Source organism: Nocardia sp. NBC_01377 (assembly GCF_045040005.1).
Lineage (GTDB): Bacteria > Actinomycetota > Actinomycetes > Mycobacteriales > Mycobacteriaceae > Nocardia > Nocardia noduli.
The window spans coordinates 263,248-278,458 of sequence record NZ_CP109567.1; the positions used below are offsets into that span (position 1 = coordinate 263,248).

General features: G+C 65.5%; 18 protein-coding genes. 4 read left to right on the forward strand and 14 right to left on the reverse strand.

Annotation, left to right across the window (positions count from 1 at the left end):
• Positions 1–28 precede the first annotated feature (28 nt).
• The 7 genes from OG225_RS41610 to OG225_RS41640 all read right to left on the reverse strand — a co-directional run bounded on the left by OG225_RS41610 (position 29) and on the right by OG225_RS41640 (position 5,042).
• Complete coding sequence (locus OG225_RS41610; protein WP_331758818.1) at positions 29–607, reverse strand: enoyl-CoA hydratase-related protein; 579 nt, start codon at positions 605–607, stop codon at positions 29–31.
• A 211-nt stretch (positions 608–818) separates the two neighbouring features.
• Positions 819–1,379: an NUDIX domain-containing protein gene (locus OG225_RS41615; RefSeq protein ID WP_331758787.1), complete on the reverse strand. Its 561-nt coding sequence runs from the start codon at positions 1,377–1,379 to the stop codon at positions 819–821.
• 126 nt (positions 1,380–1,505) lie between these two features.
• The gene (locus tag OG225_RS41620; RefSeq protein WP_331758821.1) at positions 1,506–2,042 is read right to left on the reverse strand and encodes a 3'-5' exonuclease; all 537 of its coding nucleotides are present in this window, start codon (positions 2,040–2,042) and stop codon (positions 1,506–1,508) included.
• Between the two features lie 232 nt (positions 2,043–2,274).
• Positions 2,275–2,841 carry a GNAT family N-acetyltransferase gene (locus tag OG225_RS41625; protein WP_331758789.1) on the reverse strand — a complete coding sequence of 189 codons (567 nt, stop codon included), beginning with the start codon at positions 2,839–2,841 and terminating at the stop codon, positions 2,275–2,277.
• A gap of 103 nt (positions 2,842–2,944) precedes the next feature.
• A complete protein-coding gene (locus OG225_RS41630; protein ID WP_331758791.1) occupies positions 2,945–3,574 on the reverse strand; it encodes a PIG-L family deacetylase in 630 nt (209 codons plus the stop codon).
• Complete coding sequence (locus OG225_RS41635; RefSeq protein WP_331758793.1) at positions 3,571–4,527, reverse strand: 5'-3' exonuclease H3TH domain-containing protein; 957 nt, start codon at positions 4,525–4,527, stop codon at positions 3,571–3,573. The genes OG225_RS41630 and OG225_RS41635 overlap by 4 nt, the downstream gene beginning before the upstream one ends.
• Entirely contained in the window at positions 4,524–5,042 is a 519-nt protein-coding gene (locus tag OG225_RS41640; protein ID WP_405183675.1) for a glycosyltransferase, read from the reverse strand. Before OG225_RS41640 ends, OG225_RS41635 begins: the two co-directional genes overlap by 4 nt.
• A 388-nt stretch (positions 5,043–5,430) precedes the next feature.
• Here OG225_RS41640 and OG225_RS41645 point away from each other — a divergent pair, with 388 nt between their 5' ends.
• A complete protein-coding gene (locus OG225_RS41645) occupies positions 5,431–6,912 on the forward strand; it encodes a hypothetical protein (protein WP_405183551.1) in 1,482 nt (493 codons plus the stop codon).
• Here the strand turns inward: OG225_RS41645 and OG225_RS41650 are convergent.
• The 5 genes from OG225_RS41650 to OG225_RS41670 all read right to left on the reverse strand — a co-directional run bounded on the left by OG225_RS41650 (position 6,906) and on the right by OG225_RS41670 (position 10,258).
• The gene (locus OG225_RS41650; RefSeq protein ID WP_331757785.1) at positions 6,906–7,760 is read right to left on the reverse strand and encodes an aldo/keto reductase; all 855 of its coding nucleotides are present in this window, start codon (positions 7,758–7,760) and stop codon (positions 6,906–6,908) included. The two genes, OG225_RS41645 and OG225_RS41650, sit on opposite strands and share 7 nt — an antisense overlap.
• 73 nt (positions 7,761–7,833) lie before the next feature.
• Positions 7,834–8,454, reverse strand: coding sequence for an AAA family ATPase (locus OG225_RS41655; RefSeq protein ID WP_331757786.1), 621 nt, complete (start codon positions 8,452–8,454; stop codon positions 7,834–7,836).
• Positions 8,451–9,065, reverse strand: a complete 615-nt coding sequence (locus tag OG225_RS41660; RefSeq protein ID WP_331757789.1) for a 3'-5' exonuclease — start codon at positions 9,063–9,065, stop codon at positions 8,451–8,453. Before OG225_RS41660 ends, OG225_RS41655 begins: the two co-directional genes overlap by 4 nt.
• Positions 9,062–9,322, reverse strand: coding sequence for a hypothetical protein (locus tag OG225_RS41665; protein ID WP_331757791.1), 261 nt, complete (start codon positions 9,320–9,322; stop codon positions 9,062–9,064). The genes OG225_RS41660 and OG225_RS41665 overlap by 4 nt, the downstream gene beginning before the upstream one ends.
• A 219-nt stretch (positions 9,323–9,541) precedes the next feature.
• A complete protein-coding gene (locus tag OG225_RS41670) occupies positions 9,542–10,258 on the reverse strand; it encodes a hypothetical protein (RefSeq protein WP_331757794.1) in 717 nt (238 codons plus the stop codon).
• Positions 10,259–10,714: 456 nt separating this feature from the next.
• Here OG225_RS41670 and OG225_RS41675 point away from each other — a divergent pair, with 456 nt between their 5' ends.
• The 3 genes from OG225_RS41675 to OG225_RS41685 are packed head-to-tail and all read left to right on the forward strand — an operon-like array spanning position 10,715 to position 13,229.
• Positions 10,715–12,088, forward strand: a complete 1,374-nt coding sequence (locus OG225_RS41675) for a hypothetical protein (protein ID WP_331757797.1) — start codon at positions 10,715–10,717, stop codon at positions 12,086–12,088.
• Complete coding sequence (locus OG225_RS41680; RefSeq protein WP_331757799.1) at positions 12,085–12,777, forward strand: dihydrofolate reductase family protein; 693 nt, start codon at positions 12,085–12,087, stop codon at positions 12,775–12,777. The genes OG225_RS41675 and OG225_RS41680 overlap by 4 nt, the downstream gene beginning before the upstream one ends.
• A gap of 23 nt (positions 12,778–12,800) precedes the next feature.
• Positions 12,801–13,229, forward strand: coding sequence for a deaminase (locus OG225_RS41685; protein WP_331758824.1), 429 nt, complete (start codon positions 12,801–12,803; stop codon positions 13,227–13,229).
• Between the two features lie 161 nt (positions 13,230–13,390).
• On the opposite strand, the gene OG225_RS41690 is transcribed toward OG225_RS41685, so the two are convergent.
• On the reverse strand, positions 13,391–13,822 hold the full coding sequence (locus tag OG225_RS41690) for a hypothetical protein (protein WP_405183552.1): 432 nt from the start codon (positions 13,820–13,822) through the stop codon (positions 13,391–13,393).
• Between the two features lie 515 nt (positions 13,823–14,337).
• Positions 14,338–15,195: a hypothetical protein gene (locus OG225_RS41695; protein ID WP_331757806.1), complete on the reverse strand. Its 858-nt coding sequence runs from the start codon at positions 15,193–15,195 to the stop codon at positions 14,338–14,340.
• Between the last annotated feature and the right edge of the window lie 16 nt (positions 15,196–15,211).

A 15,211-nucleotide genomic window follows, 5' to 3' on the forward strand; every position in this document is an offset into this window, starting at 1 on the left:
AACCCCGCCACCACCGGCACCCGCGCGGTCACCGCCAACGGCGACGACACAGCTCTCCCGGCATACGGAAGTCGAATGTCATTGTAACAGCGATCTTTTCGCAGTGGGGACTGATGGATGAATGGGCCATCGACGACTCGGGTGCGCAACACCGGCGGACCCAGGAATTCCGTTGCGGTGTCGAACTACCGCCACGACCGAGGTGATCTCGCGTCCTCACGCGGCCGGTGGCCGTCCGATTCGTGACGCTCGAAATGGTCGATGGTGACGCGATCCCAGAGGGGGCCTTGGTGGTGCGGGTAAGGATTCCTGGTCCGCTGAGGCTGTGGGCGAGGTTGGATAGCCAGGCATCGAATTCGCCGTTGGGATTGGGGCCGATATGGTCGATGAGTCCGAGGTCGCGGGCGGTGTGGGTGTCGAGGGTTTCCCCGTCGACGAGTAGGCGTGTGGCTGTGGCGGTTCCGACCCGGCGCGGGAGTGTGAGGGTGTGTAGCTCGGATCCGGTCAGCCCCATGCGGTAGTGGGGATTGAGCATGACGCGCTCGCGGGCGGCGACGATGTCGGCGCACAGCGCGAGCATCGCCCCGCCTGCGGCGGCAGAGGTGATCCGGACACCGGCGCGCGCTCGCCATCGCGCGGGGCCTCACCCGCACGGTCAGAGCCCGGATCCAGGGCCGCGTCGCGGCCACCGAACAGGGTCGGCGAGCACGGCATCGACCGTTCACCGTTGGTTCTTCGCGGCCACAGTTCTACGCGAGATCGAATGGGCCGCTTTCCCTATCGACACCGTCCGGTCCGACATCTCGACGCATTGCCTCTCAACTGATCCGGGTCTGTGAATTGATCGCTCGCGCGATACGGGGCCCGACAACGCGCTCGGCCAGCTCGATTGGATACCACCCGGCACCCGCTACTTCGGATTCCTGAATATTTCCGACGTCGCCCTGCACAGTCGAGAAGGAATACCCGATATCGAGGTGGTAATGCTCCGGTTCGTCTTTCGCTGGTCGAGCCGGAACCTTGCCGTACTCGACGTAGACAGGCGTCGGCGACGTCAGGCTGACCGTGCCGGGCTCGACGCCGGTCTCCTCTGCCAGCTCGCGCACCGCCGCGTCGATCAGCGTGACGTCCGTCGGTTCGAGGTGACCGCCGGGCTGAAGCGTGATCGCGTACGCGAGATGTTCGATGAGCAGGATCTCGGCATTGTTGCGCACCAGCAGGGCACCGACTGTTACGTGGAGCGGAAAGGTTCGCCTCGAGGCGACATTCTTGCCCTGCCCCAGCAGACGCATCGGAGTGCGCAGTTGCGCAGCCTCATCCGGGTAGCTTTCGAGATACGCCGAAAGCGTGTCCGAGATATCGGAATCACTGATCGCCATCGGTCACCATCGCTCCTGGACTCGGTCCTTCAGTGGGATTCTGCGGGTGGTGGTCCGCAAAGAGGGCACCTACGGCTGCTTGCTGGTGAAATGTGTGCCTGGCACCGTGACCGGGACGACCAGCGCTCACCACAGCCCACCTTCGGGTGCTGTCGGCGGCATGCATTCGGTGGGTGCTGCGGAGTGAAGGATCTGCTCCCAGTCCAAACCGCTGTCATCGACGAGCCGGACCAGCAACCGCCACGCCGCCCACGTGTCCCACCCGGCCCGATGATGGCCGTGATCGGAGACCGCGGTGACGTCCAGGCCCGCGTGGGCGACGAGGTTGCCCAGTCCGTAGCCAGTCCGGCCGGGCCATACCGCTTTGGCGAATCGTAAGGTGTCGAGCACCAACGGCGGTGTCCATTCGGGCAGGTGCTCGGACAGGACTCGGCGTTCGAGGTTCGCGTTGTGAGCGACAAGGATCCGGTCGCCGAGCGCGTTCTGCACCTGCTCGGCGACACCGGCCCAGGGCGGGCAATCGGCGACATCGGCGTTGGTGATTCCATGCACCTTGCGGGTCACGGTCGGGGTGATCAGGCGTTGTGGTCGGACCATCCAGGTCCGCATCTCGTCGACGTCCACGGTCGTTCCGGACACGGGGAGGATCGCGATCTCGATGATCTCGGGTGGAGTCTGCCATTGCCTTCGATATCGACCACGGCGAAGTCCTTGCCGCGCAGTGCTTTCGGAACGATCACCGCTCTACCTCCCGATTGTGAGTACATGCGGCTTCGGTGCGTCCGTGGCGGCCTGGGTGATGCGCCCGGGCGCCGTCGTTGCCCCGTGTCCGGGCAGTCATCATTATTGCTGGGCTTCGGTAGTCATGAACGGATCTCGCCCCGTGACGGTCTGGCTACACGGGGTCGGCGTCAACCGACTGTGGCGTCTGAAGTTCGTCGTGGAGATCGGCCTCCACGGGGAGCTCGAAATAATCGCAGGGCACGCCCTTGCAGGGGCGTTGATCCACGAGTGCGAAGCCGATCTTTTCCAGGACACGAGCGCTGTTGCGGTGTCCGACTTGGACGTGGGCGCATAGATCGTCGAACAAGCCATATGGACGATGTCGGAGATGCCAGTCGACCAGCGCGACACCAATCTCGGTGGCCAGGCCCTGTCCCCATCGCTCGCGGAGCAGGGTGTATGCCAGATCGCGGCGCGAGTAGGCTTCCCCGAATCCTGCCCGGCCGATCATCTTGCCGTCACAGTCGACCATGCGCCACTTCGTCCAGCCCCTGGAATCCTGCTCATCGAGATAGCCCGCGAGTCTGGCCCGCGCCTCATCGACGGTATCGGGTCGTCCGTGACCGACGAACCGCATCGTCTCCGGATCCGAATGCAATTCGGCAAGCTCATCGAGATCGGACGGCAGCCAGGTCGTGAGGGCAAGCCGTCGGGTGGTCAGCACCACGCGGCGATTCACGCCAGTATTCTCGCACTCGCATGTCACGCCCACAGCTGATTGCCCTTCCCGGAGGCGGCCGCGCCGACCACAGCGGTAAACACCTGTGGCACAGCAGAATCTGTCAGAGGTGGGACGCGGCTGGTAGGCGGCCGAGGATGGGTAGGGCCGTGAAGGCTTCGCCGTGGGTGGCGCCTATGCGGGCGCCCCAGAGCCGTGCGAGGTTTTCGGCCATGGGCGCGAAGTGGTCGGTGATGGGTTGGGTGCCTGCGTGGGCGTGGAGTGCATGGATTTTGGTGGGGAATGTAGCGGTGATATCGATGATCGTGTTTGCGGGTACAGGCCCGGTCAAGGTCAGAGAGTTGTAGCTGTCGCAAGAGTAGAGCCGCCTGGGGTGGCCGGTGGAGATGACCGCGGCGGGAAGTGCTTGGAGCACGGTGGTGGCGATGTGTCGGTGGTCGGGGTGCACGTCGTCGATGCGGTGGGTGATGATCACTTCTGGCCGTGAGGTGATCATCAGATCGCGGACGTCGTCGTCGGTCGGCTCCGCGGGCAGGGGGTACAGGCGCGCGCCGAGGCGTTGTGCGCCGGTGGCGGCTTCGTTCATGCGTTGGTCGTCGGTGTGAGGTATGGCGATGGTGGCGGTGGCTCCAGCGGCGATGTGCAGGGCCAAGGCTCCCCCGGCCCACAGTTCGGCGTCGTCGGGGTGGGCCAGGATGGTCATGATCGAGGCGGCCCGTGGCTCGGTTTTCACCACAGCGACTCTTGGCAGGTGATCTGGGACGCGGTGGCGGATCGAGGTTTCGCGGCGGGCGCGGTTCCCCACAGGCCGAGTTTGTCGATCACTTCGCCTGGGACCGGCAGCGGATGGGTCGGGCGGCCGGTGGGTTGGATCGGCAAGGGGAGGTCGTGGCGTGTCCGGATCATCTCGCGCCAGGTGAGGACTTGTTGCCAGGCGGCGGTGATCGCGGCGGCCTTGGTGCCGTGGGTGAGCCGATCCGAGCGTGCGAGGTCTTCGAGCAGGAGTCCGTCGGCGAGCAGGGTCGCCGCGGTTTTGGCGCCGATGCCTTTGACGCCGGGGATGTTGTCGCTGGTGTCGCCGCACAGGGCGCGGAAGTCGGCGAATTGCGTTGGGGTGATGCCGTAGCGTTCGCTGACCTGGGCGGGGCCGATGAGCCGGGCTCCGGGGCGCATAGCGGTGTTGAGGACCCGCACGCTGGCGCCGCCGGGTTGCCGGTCGCGCAGCAGTTGGTAGAAGTCTTGGTCCATGGAGTTGATCAGGATGTCGCGGTGTGGGTTCGCGGCGACGAGGGTGGCGATGACGTCGTCGGCTTCGGCATCGTCGATCTCGATCCAGGCAATGCCGTAGACGTCGAGAATCGCTTTCACATCGTCCAATGCCTCGATCGGGTTGCGGCCCGGCCCTTCGGCGAGATCGGGCCGTTGGGCCTTGTAGTTGGCGTCGGCTTCCTTGCGCTGTGCGGTGCCGTTCTGGCCGTCGAAGACGACAAGGACCTCGGGCCAAGTAGCGAGCTCGTCGTTGATGCCCTTGCGCAACATGGCCGCGAACATGAACTGGGTAGTGATGTCACGTCGGGGTTCGTCACGTGAGTAGATCTCGGCCGGTGAGCCGAAACAGGCCCGGAACAACAGGTTGTGGCCGTCTACGAGCAGCAGTGTCACGTCATCGGTTGATATGGCGGTCATCGACCACACCCCTTCACAAATGTTTCGGCGACGAGGGTGGGGCAGTAGTTCCGAGACCGGCAGTACGCAGCTCCACATGTAGCGTCGTAGCGTAGCGGGTCAACGGTCAGCTCCCCCACAGCGCGCCACAGCCCGGTCGGACCCTCGGCTGGATCGACACAGATTCCGGCGTCCTCGCCGATGAGTTCCGCAAGGTGCCCGACGCGGTAGGCGACAACCGGTGTTGCGGCCGAGAGCGATTGGGCGGCGAGGTTTCCGAAAGTCTCCAGCAGTGAGGGCGCCACGGTGACGGCCGCGCCGGCGAGGTAGCGCGGCAACGCGTGCCGTAGCAGTGGTCTCAAGATCGTGGCGCCGGTATCGGCGGCGTGCTGGTGCAGTTGTGTAAGTAGTGCTTGTTGACTACCGGGGTTGGTCGCGAATCCCGCCTGAGCCGCAACCATGTGCACCGCTCTGCCCGTGGGGTTGGGCGCCGCCAGGAGATCTGCGACGCGTTTCTCCACGCCGCGCCTGGTCACCAGGCGCACGGTTCCATTGCGGCGCTGTCGTTCTCGCTCCTCGTGGTCAGGGCGGGTGATCTGGCGGGGTCGATGAGCAGTGGATTGGGGATCACCTGCCAGGAGCGGGGCGTGCATCCGGTTGCGACGGCCTCCCCGATCACCACGGAAGAGGGGGCGAACACGTGCTCGGCCGCGTTCAGTGCGGGCCGCCGGTCTTGGTGGTGGCCCAGGACAAGGGAGGGCAAGGACGCGGTGTCTAGGGTGGCGTACCAACTTGATCCTCGCTGCGGTCCGGATGATCACGCACACCGTACGTCCTTGCCGGGACGGGCGCCGGGTGTGGTGCTGGGCCGTCACGGCTTAAAACCCAGTGACCGCGCCCGAACATGGCAGCTAACGTGGACCGATGTCAATTCCTCGGGTTGCCCGCCATTCTCCCCGCGCGGGAGATCCACCTGGCGCGTTCGAGTACGCGGGCCGACGTCTGCGTGTGCTCATCGACGCACCGAGACAGCGACGTTCGTCCGGTGATCGCGACATGGTCGGTGACCGAGTCGAGATGCCGTCGGATCTTGTCTCGTTCTGCTGGGGTTTGGCCAGCCGCGACGACGTCGAACTGTTGTGGGTCAACGAGCCCGACGAGCCACTCACCGTGGGCTCGGTGGTCATCGATGAGCAACCGTCCGCCGACTTCCTACAGTTCCGTGTCTGGAGTGAAGGTGGGCGTACAGTCGGCCGCGCTGTTTCGCTCTACTCCCAGTGGGAGGAATTCGCCGAACGCGACGCTCCCGATGTCGGTTTACCGCAAGACCGATGGCTTGACCAGATCCTGGTCGCCCGGGTGGCAGTCGAATTGCGCTGCGATGTGTTCATAACAACGCGGGGCGAGACGCTGGGCTACGACGGACGCTACATCACCGAAGCCAACCCGATGGCACCTCAGGACGCGCTCTTCGTGCTCGGCTTGTACCTCCGCTCACGCAATCGGGACTGTCCGATCGTGGCACCTGCTCAATTGGTCATGCCGCCAAGCGACATGTTCCGTATCGCCGTGGACGCGATCATGCCGTCGGGGCGTCCGTGGGCCGCCGCGTTGTACAAACTGCGCTGGGAGAACGATATCGAGGAGCCGTCGCGATTGGTAAACGCTTTCCGGGAACGGCTCAGCTGGGTCCTTCGGTACCGAGACCGCCTCCATATCGCGTTGCTCGCGCCGCATGACAACGACACCGCCGAAAACGTCAGGGCCGATCTGAGCAACCTTCTCTACAACTTGGTCGGCGCCTTCGATGCTGCCGCCCGAGTGGCACATCTGTGCGCTGGGAACCTACCGAAAGACCAACGGAAGGCTGGGTGGCAGAATCCCACATGGCTAAAGTCGCTGAACAACACCGCATTATCGGATCTGTTCGGTAACAGCTCCCGCGGGTCAGACGTGTTCGCGGCGTGCCGGAACTTGCGTAACACGATTCACGGCGAAGGACTCTCATCCACCGCGTTACAGGAACAATCCGCGCCTCTGCAGACGATGGTCCGAATCCCGGACAGCGAAGTGGCCGCCCTCACAGCACTCCTCGACCGACTCGACGGACCCATCAGCTGGGGACTGCGAACGATACCTGGCGCGGGTACCTTGATCGACACCGCACCGTTCATCGAACGCCTTGTCCCCGAAGCTCTGGCCGTCCTCGACGAGGCGATCCGTCTGACACCGACCGAACAGCTGACAGGAGTCGACCCGGCGACGGTCGTCGGTCGCCCGTTCGACGCGAGCGAGCAGGCCACCCATCACCGGATCGCGCTGCTCCTCGGGCTCGGTGCGGCCACCGAAGTACATCCCGCGCCCGCCGCGGCCTCCACCGCTGCCGTGGGTGCCGCAAGTCATTGACCGGCGCGGTCGGCGGATGGTTCCGCCGAGGTCGCCTCACAGCTGTGCTGGGCTTGGGATGCGGCACTGTTCTGCGTGAGGTGTATCAGCGACGCGGTGCCAGGGATCGGCAGGACAGCAGGTGACTGCGCGAGCAACCATCGAAGCGAGCCCGTCGCCGCCGCGGCCGTGTCGATTGCGTCTCGTCCGGCGACCAGGGCTCCTGCGGCGAGCGGGGCGTAGGGAACGAAGGCTATCTGTGCTGTGGTGCAGTAGTCGAGGACCTCGCGCCCCGCTTCGCGTTGGTTGAACTTGTTCTGAACGGCCGCGATCGGCGTGCTTGCGCGGGCGGCTTCGATCTGTTCGACGGTGACCTTGGACAAGCCGAGATGTCGGATCTTGCCTTCTCGTCGTAGGTCGTCGAGTGCGCCGAGTTGGTCCTCGAGCGGGACGGCGGGATCGACGCGGTGCAGATAGTAGAGGTCGATGCAGTCGAGACGCAGGCGCCGCAGGCTCATCTCCACGCATTGGCGCAGGTATTCCGGCCGCCCGAGAGGTGTCCACAGGTTCGGGCCCTGCCTGGTCATGCCGCCTTTGGTGGCGATGACAAGGTCCGTGGGATAGGGGTGTAGCGCCTTGTGGATCAGGTGCTCGGCGACGTGCGGGCCGTAGGCATCGGCGGTATCGAGATGGTTGATTCCCAGTGCGACAGCACGGCGAAGGACGTGCACGGCATTGCCGATGTCGGCGGGGTCGCCCCAATGGCCGGGCCCGGTGAGTTGCATGGTGCCGTACCCGATCCGGTTGACCGCCAGCTCGCCCCCGATCAGGTATCGATGGTGCGGGTCTGGTGCTGCTGCTGTTCTCATGGCCGAATGTCCTTCCGCTGCTGTCCAGTGACGGCACGCGTGCCACTGGACAGCGTGTGTCGTGTATGCGGCCTCAGCGACCGGGGTCGTTGTTTGTTCGGTCGAGCTGGCCTCTGATGAAGGCGTTCGCTTCGACGAGGGCGCGGTCGTGGCCGTTGGCGGGCAACGTGTCGTGGTCGATGCCGAGGCGTTCGGTGACTTTGGCGACGTGGCGGTCGGCGAGCGAACGGAAGGCGAGGTCGGTTCCGCGGGGCTTGCTCAGGTCCAAGGGGATGGTCGGGTCGAGCACCGTCCGCAGGACCAGGTCGTAGTTTGGTACGTGTCGGGCGACGATGTCCTCGAGCTGGCGCATGTTCTGTGGGTCAGGTTGCTGGCCGCGGGATTCCAGCGCGGCCTCGTAGTAGCCGAGCGCGTCGGAGACCGGCCGATCGATCAGAACGACGTCGGCCTGCGCCCATGCCTGAGCCTCGAGCGAGATTCCGCGGGTGATGATCCACAGAGTCGACACCCAGGTGTGCTTGTCGAGGATCGGCAGGCCTCGTTCGGCGGCTTCCGCGCCGAGATCGGCGACCACTGCGACGTCGATGCGGTCGCGGTGCAACTCGTCGGCGAGACGCTGGAGGAAAGTGCTTTTGCCGGTGGAATGGGTTCCGGTCACCGCGACGGTGACCGGCCGGAGGAAATCGGTTCTCACCACAACCGGCCTTCGGGTTCTCTCGGCGGCACGAATTCGGCCGGTGCGGCGGACGCGACGATCTGATCCCAGTCCGAGCCGCTGTCGTCGACGAGCCGGGCCAGCAGCTGCCATGCCGCCCACGTGTCCCATCCGGCGCGATGATGGCCGTGGTCGGAGACCTCGGTGGCGTCCAGGCCCGCGTGGGCGACGAGTTTGTCCAGTCCGTAGCCGGGCAGGCCGGGCCATACCGCTTTGGCGAATCGCAAGGTGTCGAGCACGAGCGGTGGCGTCCATTCGGGCAGATGCTCGGACAGGACTCGGCGTTCGAGGTTCGCGTTGTGCGCGACGAGGATCCGGCCGCTCAGCGCGGTCTCGACCTCTGCGGCGATCTCGTCCCAGGACGGGCATTCGGCGACGTCGGCGTTGGTGATGCCGTGCACTTTGCGGGTCACGATCGGGGTGATCGGGCGCGACGGACGAACCATCCAGGTCCGCATCGCCTCGACGGTCACGCTCTCACCGGACACCGGAAGGATCGCGATCTCGATGATCTCGGGCGGGGTCTGCCCGTTGCCTTCGACATCGACCACGGCGAAGTCGTTGCCGTGCAGTGTGGTCGGAACGATCATCGCGCTGCCTCCCGATTGTGGGTCCATCCGATGTCGGCGCGGCCGTGGCGGCCGATGTGGTGCGGGCGCTCGCGGTCGTTGACCTGGTACCCGAGATTGTGCTGGAGGAAGTTCCGTCGCCCTTCGGGCAGCCCCTGCACGATCACCGCTCGGTCGGTGATCTCCAGCATCCCTCCACCGAGACGCTCGACCCAGGCGGCGGTCGGTTCCTCGGCGGGGCGACGCCAGTCGGCGGCGCATCGCTGGATCTGGGCCACGGGGCAGATGTCGCAGAGCTCGCGTACGCCATAGTGGCCGTTGTAGTCGGCAACGCCGTGAGCGTAGGTGACGCCGCAGGAGGTCTTGCGGAACAGCGGTGACCCGAACCCGTCGCTGTGGGCGAGGATTCGCTGTTCGAGCTGTTCGGGGAAGATCTTGCGCGAGGGGCCCTCGTCGTAGAGCTCGGGCAGCCCGTTGGCCTGGTAGTAGTCGCGGATCTAGTCCTTGAAGAACAGGCCCGTGAACACGGTGGCGTGGGCGTGGTGGGACAGTTCGCGTGCCCGGTCCAGGTGCACGTCGGTGTCGTTGAGTCCGGGCACGATCGGCCGCCAGTACAGGATGACGCGGTAGTTGTCGGCGTGGGCGGAGGCGGTCCGCAGCGATGCGGCGGCGATGTTCGAGTCGACCGGTTCGATGCGTTCGTCGTCGATGCCCGAGTGGGTGACCAGGATCGTCAGTCGAATGTTGTTGAAGCTGTTGAGGATTGCGCAGTCCTCGGGCTCGATCCGCCAGCGGGTGATGACCAGGACGTGGTTGGTGACCCCCTGCTCGTCGAGCAGTCGCAGCATCTCGAGGGTGTATGGCTTCACGGCGGGCAGCATCGGGTCGGTGGCCCGGTTGAGCAGCTGTATCGGGGTCACGTGCGGCCGGAAATGCTTGTTGCGTAACAGCATTCGCGCGGCTTCCGCTTCGTCCATCAACCGGCGAGGGACCTTCATGTCGTAGTTGCCGAAGGTGTGGCGCACGCAGTAGGTGCAATCCAGTGGGCAGCCGACGATCCAGTTCAGGCTCAGTCCGCTCTTGCGGTAGTCGATCACTCGTTGCAGCAGCGGATCGAGGGCGTCCTGCTGGTCGGGGGTGAGGATGGGCAGTGGGCGTCGAGTTGTGGAGTGTCTGGCCTGCGGCAGATTGCTCGCAGCGTGGGAATCGCTCATTGCAGCGTCCTCCGTGTGAAGCGAAGCGTCACAGCTTCGATCTGATATGTCCCGGCGACAGACCGAGCGGGCGGTGCCGGTCGCCCGAATCGCAGTGCGCCGGTACGGTGCTGGCTGTCGCGGGCGGCGGCACGGCAGACCGGGTCGGTGATGTTCGACGACTGGACATGTGCTGCTCCCCCGGGGCTGGCTAGTGGCACACCGACGCCGGACCGGGGAGGACCGGGACGTTGTCCTGGAACCGGTTTCGCGTATTCCGAGATGAGGATCGCCAGCGAGCCGGCGTCGGGTGCCGAATTCAGCGTGACCGGTCGAGGCGGAACTAGCTACGAACCAAACCCGCAGTATCACCGCACTATCACCGCAACAACAGTTCGATCCGCGCTGCACACTGCGTGGGCCGGTGTAGTTTTCGGTTCACCACGGCGGCATAACCCAGGGGCTGGAGCTGGACCGATGATCACGATCGAACGCTGGACCGGCATCGAATGCCGAGTCCTGCGTCAGGCCATGCGGATGTCGGTCGGAGACTTCGCGCAGAAGTTGAAGATGTCGACTCGTTGCGTCGAGGGCTGGGAAGCCAAGGGCGCGGCCACGAATCTGCGTCCCTCGAGTCAGCGGATGCTCGAGCAAGCCCTGTCCGAGGCACAAGCGGATGTTGTCGAGCGGTTCACTCTCGCACTGGCGAAGCCCCACGAGACGGTCGACGATGTCGATCACGGCGCGCCTCGAACAGTTACGCTGGCGAACGGCCCCCAGGGCTCGGTCCTGTCAACCGTCGTGGCGGGAATCGAAGAAGCTGATCAGGTCTGGGTGCCCGCCCGGACCGTCTCTGGAGAGGTCGTCGTCGTGTCACTCCCCCGTCGCAGTGTCGTCGCCGGTATCGGGGCAGGAGCCCTGGCCGCGGTCGTCGGTGCACTGCCCGCACCTGTGCTCGCCAACGCCGCCGACATCGACCAGGTCGGCCACTTCCACAACTTGCGTCTGGCGCTCATCGAGAGCGACAACCTGCACGGCTCGGCGTCGGTGATCCCGCTGATGGAGCAAAGCATCGAACGGATCGGGCAACTCAGAAGAGCAGGGATCGGCGACGCCACCGCGATGCAGCGGATGCGGATCCTGTACGCGGAGTTCGCGGCGTGGCTGCATCAGGACCGCCGCGCCTGGGACCACGCCCAACACTGGACCGACCGTGCGTTGACCTGGTCTCATCAACTCGGCGATGACCGTTCGATCGCCGCGACGTTGATTCGGAAAGCCCAGATCGCCAACGACCACGGCGACGGCGCCGAAGCCCTCGAACTCGCCGAGGCCGCCGAACGCGCCGCGCCACCAGGAACCCGTTTCGCGGCAGTTGCCGCGGCGTTCGCCGGGCACGGTGCCGCGCTGGCCGGGGACCGAACCGCCAGCGAGCGCGCGTTCGACCGTGCCCGCGTCCTGGCCGAGGACGTAGATGCCGACCCGTCGTGGGGGTTCTTCCTCGATCATTCCTACGTCGACGTCCACCAGGCCCAAGCCCGGGTAGCCCTGGGCGAATACCGTCGCGCGATCGACCAGTTCGGTACCGCGATCGGCGCCATGCAATCGGGCTACACCCGCGATCAAGCCGTCTACCTCGCCCGCCAAGCGCTCGCCCACGCCCACGCCGGCGAACCCGAACCCGCCGCCCAACTCGGCCAGGCCGCCATGCGGGTCGGGGTCAGCACCGGCTCCGAACGCATCCTGCACAACATCCGAACCCTGGACGCCATGCTGTCCACCGACACCACCCAACCCGAGGTAGCGGCGTTCCGCGACGCCGGACGGCGCTGGGCGGTACTGACGTCGTGACCCGACCGCATGTGCTGGCCTCGGTCGCGGTCAGCGTCGACGGCTACATCGACGACACCAGCCCCGAGCGGCTATTGCTGTCCAACACAGCAGATTTCGACAGAGTCGACGCGGTACGGGCCGACTCCGACGCGATCCTGATCGGCGCCGCCACCCTGCGCAGCGACAACCCGCGCCTGATCGTGAAGAGCCCACAGCGCACAGCCGAACGTCTCGCAGCCGGAAAGCCCGAACAACCGCTGAAAGTGACCGTCACCGCGACCGGCAACCTCGACCCGGCAGCGAAGTTCTGGCACCACGGCACCGAACTACACCGGCCCCTCGTCTATACCACCGCGGCCGCCGCCGAGAAGCTCACCGATCAACTGGCCGGTCTCGCACAGGTCGTATCACTCGGACCGACAGTCGATTTCGCTGCGTTGCTCGACGACCTCGGCGGCCGCGGGATCGACCGGTTGATGGTCGAAGGCGGCGGCCACATCCACACCGCCCTGCTGTCAGCAGGGCTCGTCGACGAACTACACCTCGCCCTCGGACCCAACCTCGTCGGCGACCCGAACGCACCCCGGTTCCTGCACCCCGCATCCTTCCCCGGCGGATCCACCCGCAGAATGCAATTGATCGACATCGCCCAGATCGGCGACGTCGCGCTGTTGCGCTACCGACCATCCAAGGAGAACGACCGGTGACCGAGCAAGACCACATTCGCTGGATGAATCGCGCCATCGACCTGGCCCGACAGTGCCCGGTCGTCGAAGGGGCGTTCTCGGTCGGCGCGGTCATCGTCGCCGATGGCCTAGAGATCGCCACCGGCTACTCCCGCGAAACCGACCCGAAAATCCACGCCGAGGAATCCGCGCTCGACAAACTCGACCCCGCCGACCCGCGCCTGAAACGAGCGACGATCTACAGCACCCTGGAACCCTGCTCGGAACGAGCCACCAAAACCCGTGTCCCGTGCACCGACCGGATCCTGCACGCAGGCATTTCGACAGTCGTGATCGCCTGGCGTGAGCCGCCCACCTTCGTCGAGGACTGCGTCGGCGTCGAAAAACTCGAACAGCAAGGCGTCAAAGTCATCGAACTCCCCGAACAAGCTGACGCGGCAATGTCGATGAACCGCCACCTCGACCTCTCCTGACCGCTGAGGCCACTGCTCGACCCCAGCCCCGCCAGGTCAGTACTGCCTCGTCGAAGATCACGAAGATCACGAAGATCACGAAGATCACGAAGGTCGCTGGAGGCGGCCGAAGCGCTGACCCACGCAGTGCACATCGACCACCTTCTCTCGGTCGCTGGATCTCAGCGTCCGGTCAGACCCGCATTGGCTGGCGACGACCACCTTCGCCGAGGCGACCCGGTACTTCCCAACCGCCGTCCTTGTGCTGGGATCTGGCTGGGAGCGACCACGTGCACGCTGCGATTCGGGAACGGAACCTCACCGCTTTTCGCCTCTCGATACCGCCCCAGCAGCGCGAAATGTTGCTCGGTGAGTTGCGTGGCGGACTCGGGATCGGCCTGAGTGAGCTCGATCTGGCAGTGACGAAGCTGTGTCAGCAGATCATTGCGCTCAGCGGCGGCTTCACGCATTGCCTGCATCGCTGATCGTGCCTCGGAGGAAAGCTCATGGCGTTCGATCTCATCGATATAGCTCGGCAGCATGTCGAAACGAGGATTGCGCCGGCGCGGGCCCGCCAGCGTCCACGACCGGACGAGATCAGCACGACGTCCCACGCGATGCTCCGCCCGGACGTCCCACGCGATGCTCCGCCCGGACACCCCACGTGTTGACACCGCGAGGTTCGGCGAGCAAGCCGCAGGCGGCGAAGAGGCCAGGAATTTCACCACCCCAGAGTTCGGGTGGCAGTTCGAGCTGAGCTGAACGGGTTCGTCCCTGCATTCCGGTCAGCGTATCCGGGCGGACCGACACCCTTCGTCCTTCACTGCCGCAACTCCGAAGCGGTGTATCCGCGGGCCCGCCGACCTCGGGCTCACGATCCGACGACGGGCCCTAGTGATTTCGGTGATCTCGGGCTGAACCCCGACAGTCGGCGAAATGGTTTTGGCGCCGGTCGATCTCGCTCTCGGCGAACCGTGTCGACACCATCAGGACCACGCCCGCCACGACGACCGGTAATTCACGTACACGGCGGCGCAGGAACGACCCCTGGTCATGGTGCAACCTCGGTCTTCGACCGCTGGGGAGGTTCGGTGCCTCCGGTGAATCCGACGGTACCTCGACGTGTTCGTCAAGTCAGTTGCTTCTGTACCCAGTTCATGGCCGATGGTGAGGAGGGCATGGTGTTGTGTGTCGTCGGCGCTTCGGCGGGGAAGAGATCCTCGTAGTAGGCGTTGAGCACGCCGGGTTCCTCGATGAACGATGTCGTTTCGGCTGGTGTCAGGAAGGGGTCTTTTCTTGTTGCCAGGACGGTGTAGCGGATTCCTGGTTGGGTGATCCCGCCTCTGGTGACGGCCTCGATCACTTCCGATCCGGCTACGCACTGCATCGCGGCCGGAAATGGCGTCAGCACGGTGCCCGCGGCCTGGACCAGTACGGGAAAGTCGGTGACGAGTTGTTCCGGGCCGCCTGGGTAGGTCCCGGCTCCGATGACAGTGGCGACCTGGGCGGGGTCTGCTCCGTGGGTGACCGGTGAGAACATGACGATGCGGCGCAGGTTGGGCGCGCCGTGTAGGACTTTGGCGTAGTAGTTGGTGACCAGCGCGCCTTCGGAATGGGCCACGACATCGACTCGGTCCGCGCCGGTCTCGGCCCGCACCCGGTCCACGAATGCCGCGAAGGCGGTCGCCGAGTCCGGTATCGGCCCGGCGCCCTGGATTCCGGCGACGATGCCGTGCGGGAACGCGACGGTACAGAATCCGGCCTCGCGCAGCGTCCGGCGCAACGCCCCGTACAGGAACTCGATCGCTGTGTCGGCGCCGCTGTCGCTGTAGATCCCACCGCCGGGCATCACTATCACCGGATTCGGATGCTCCTTGGCGGGGGCGCATTCGTGGGTCTCTGCGCGAGCGGCTGCGGCGGGAACAGTCAGAGCGGCGAGCACGAGCGCGAGTCCCCCGATCAGGGTGCGTACTGCGTTGTTGGTCAACAGGTTTCCTTCGGTG

Coding starts and splice junctions, on each gene's coding strand:
- OG225_RS41675 (WP_331757797.1), top strand. CDS start 10,715: ATGATCACGATCGAACGCTGGACCGGCATCGAATGCCGAGTCCTGCGT.
- OG225_RS41660 (WP_331757789.1), bottom strand. CDS start 9,065: ATGATCGTTCCGACCACACTGCACGGCAACGACTTCGCCGTGGTCGAT.
- OG225_RS41615 (WP_331758787.1), bottom strand. CDS start 1,379: ATGGCGATCAGTGATTCCGATATCTCGGACACGCTTTCGGCGTATCTC.
- OG225_RS41645 (WP_405183551.1), top strand. CDS start 5,431: ATGTCAATTCCTCGGGTTGCCCGCCATTCTCCCCGCGCGGGAGATCCA.
- OG225_RS41670 (WP_331757794.1), bottom strand. CDS start 10,258: ATGAGCGATTCCCACGCTGCGAGCAATCTGCCGCAGGCCAGACACTCC.
- OG225_RS41685 (WP_331758824.1), top strand. CDS start 12,801: ATGAATCGCGCCATCGACCTGGCCCGACAGTGCCCGGTCGTCGAAGGG.
- OG225_RS41650 (WP_331757785.1), bottom strand. CDS start 7,760: ATGAGAACAGCAGCAGCACCAGACCCGCACCATCGATACCTGATCGGG.
- OG225_RS41635 (WP_331758793.1), bottom strand. CDS start 4,527: ATGACCGCCATATCAACCGATGACGTGACACTGCTGCTCGTAGACGGC.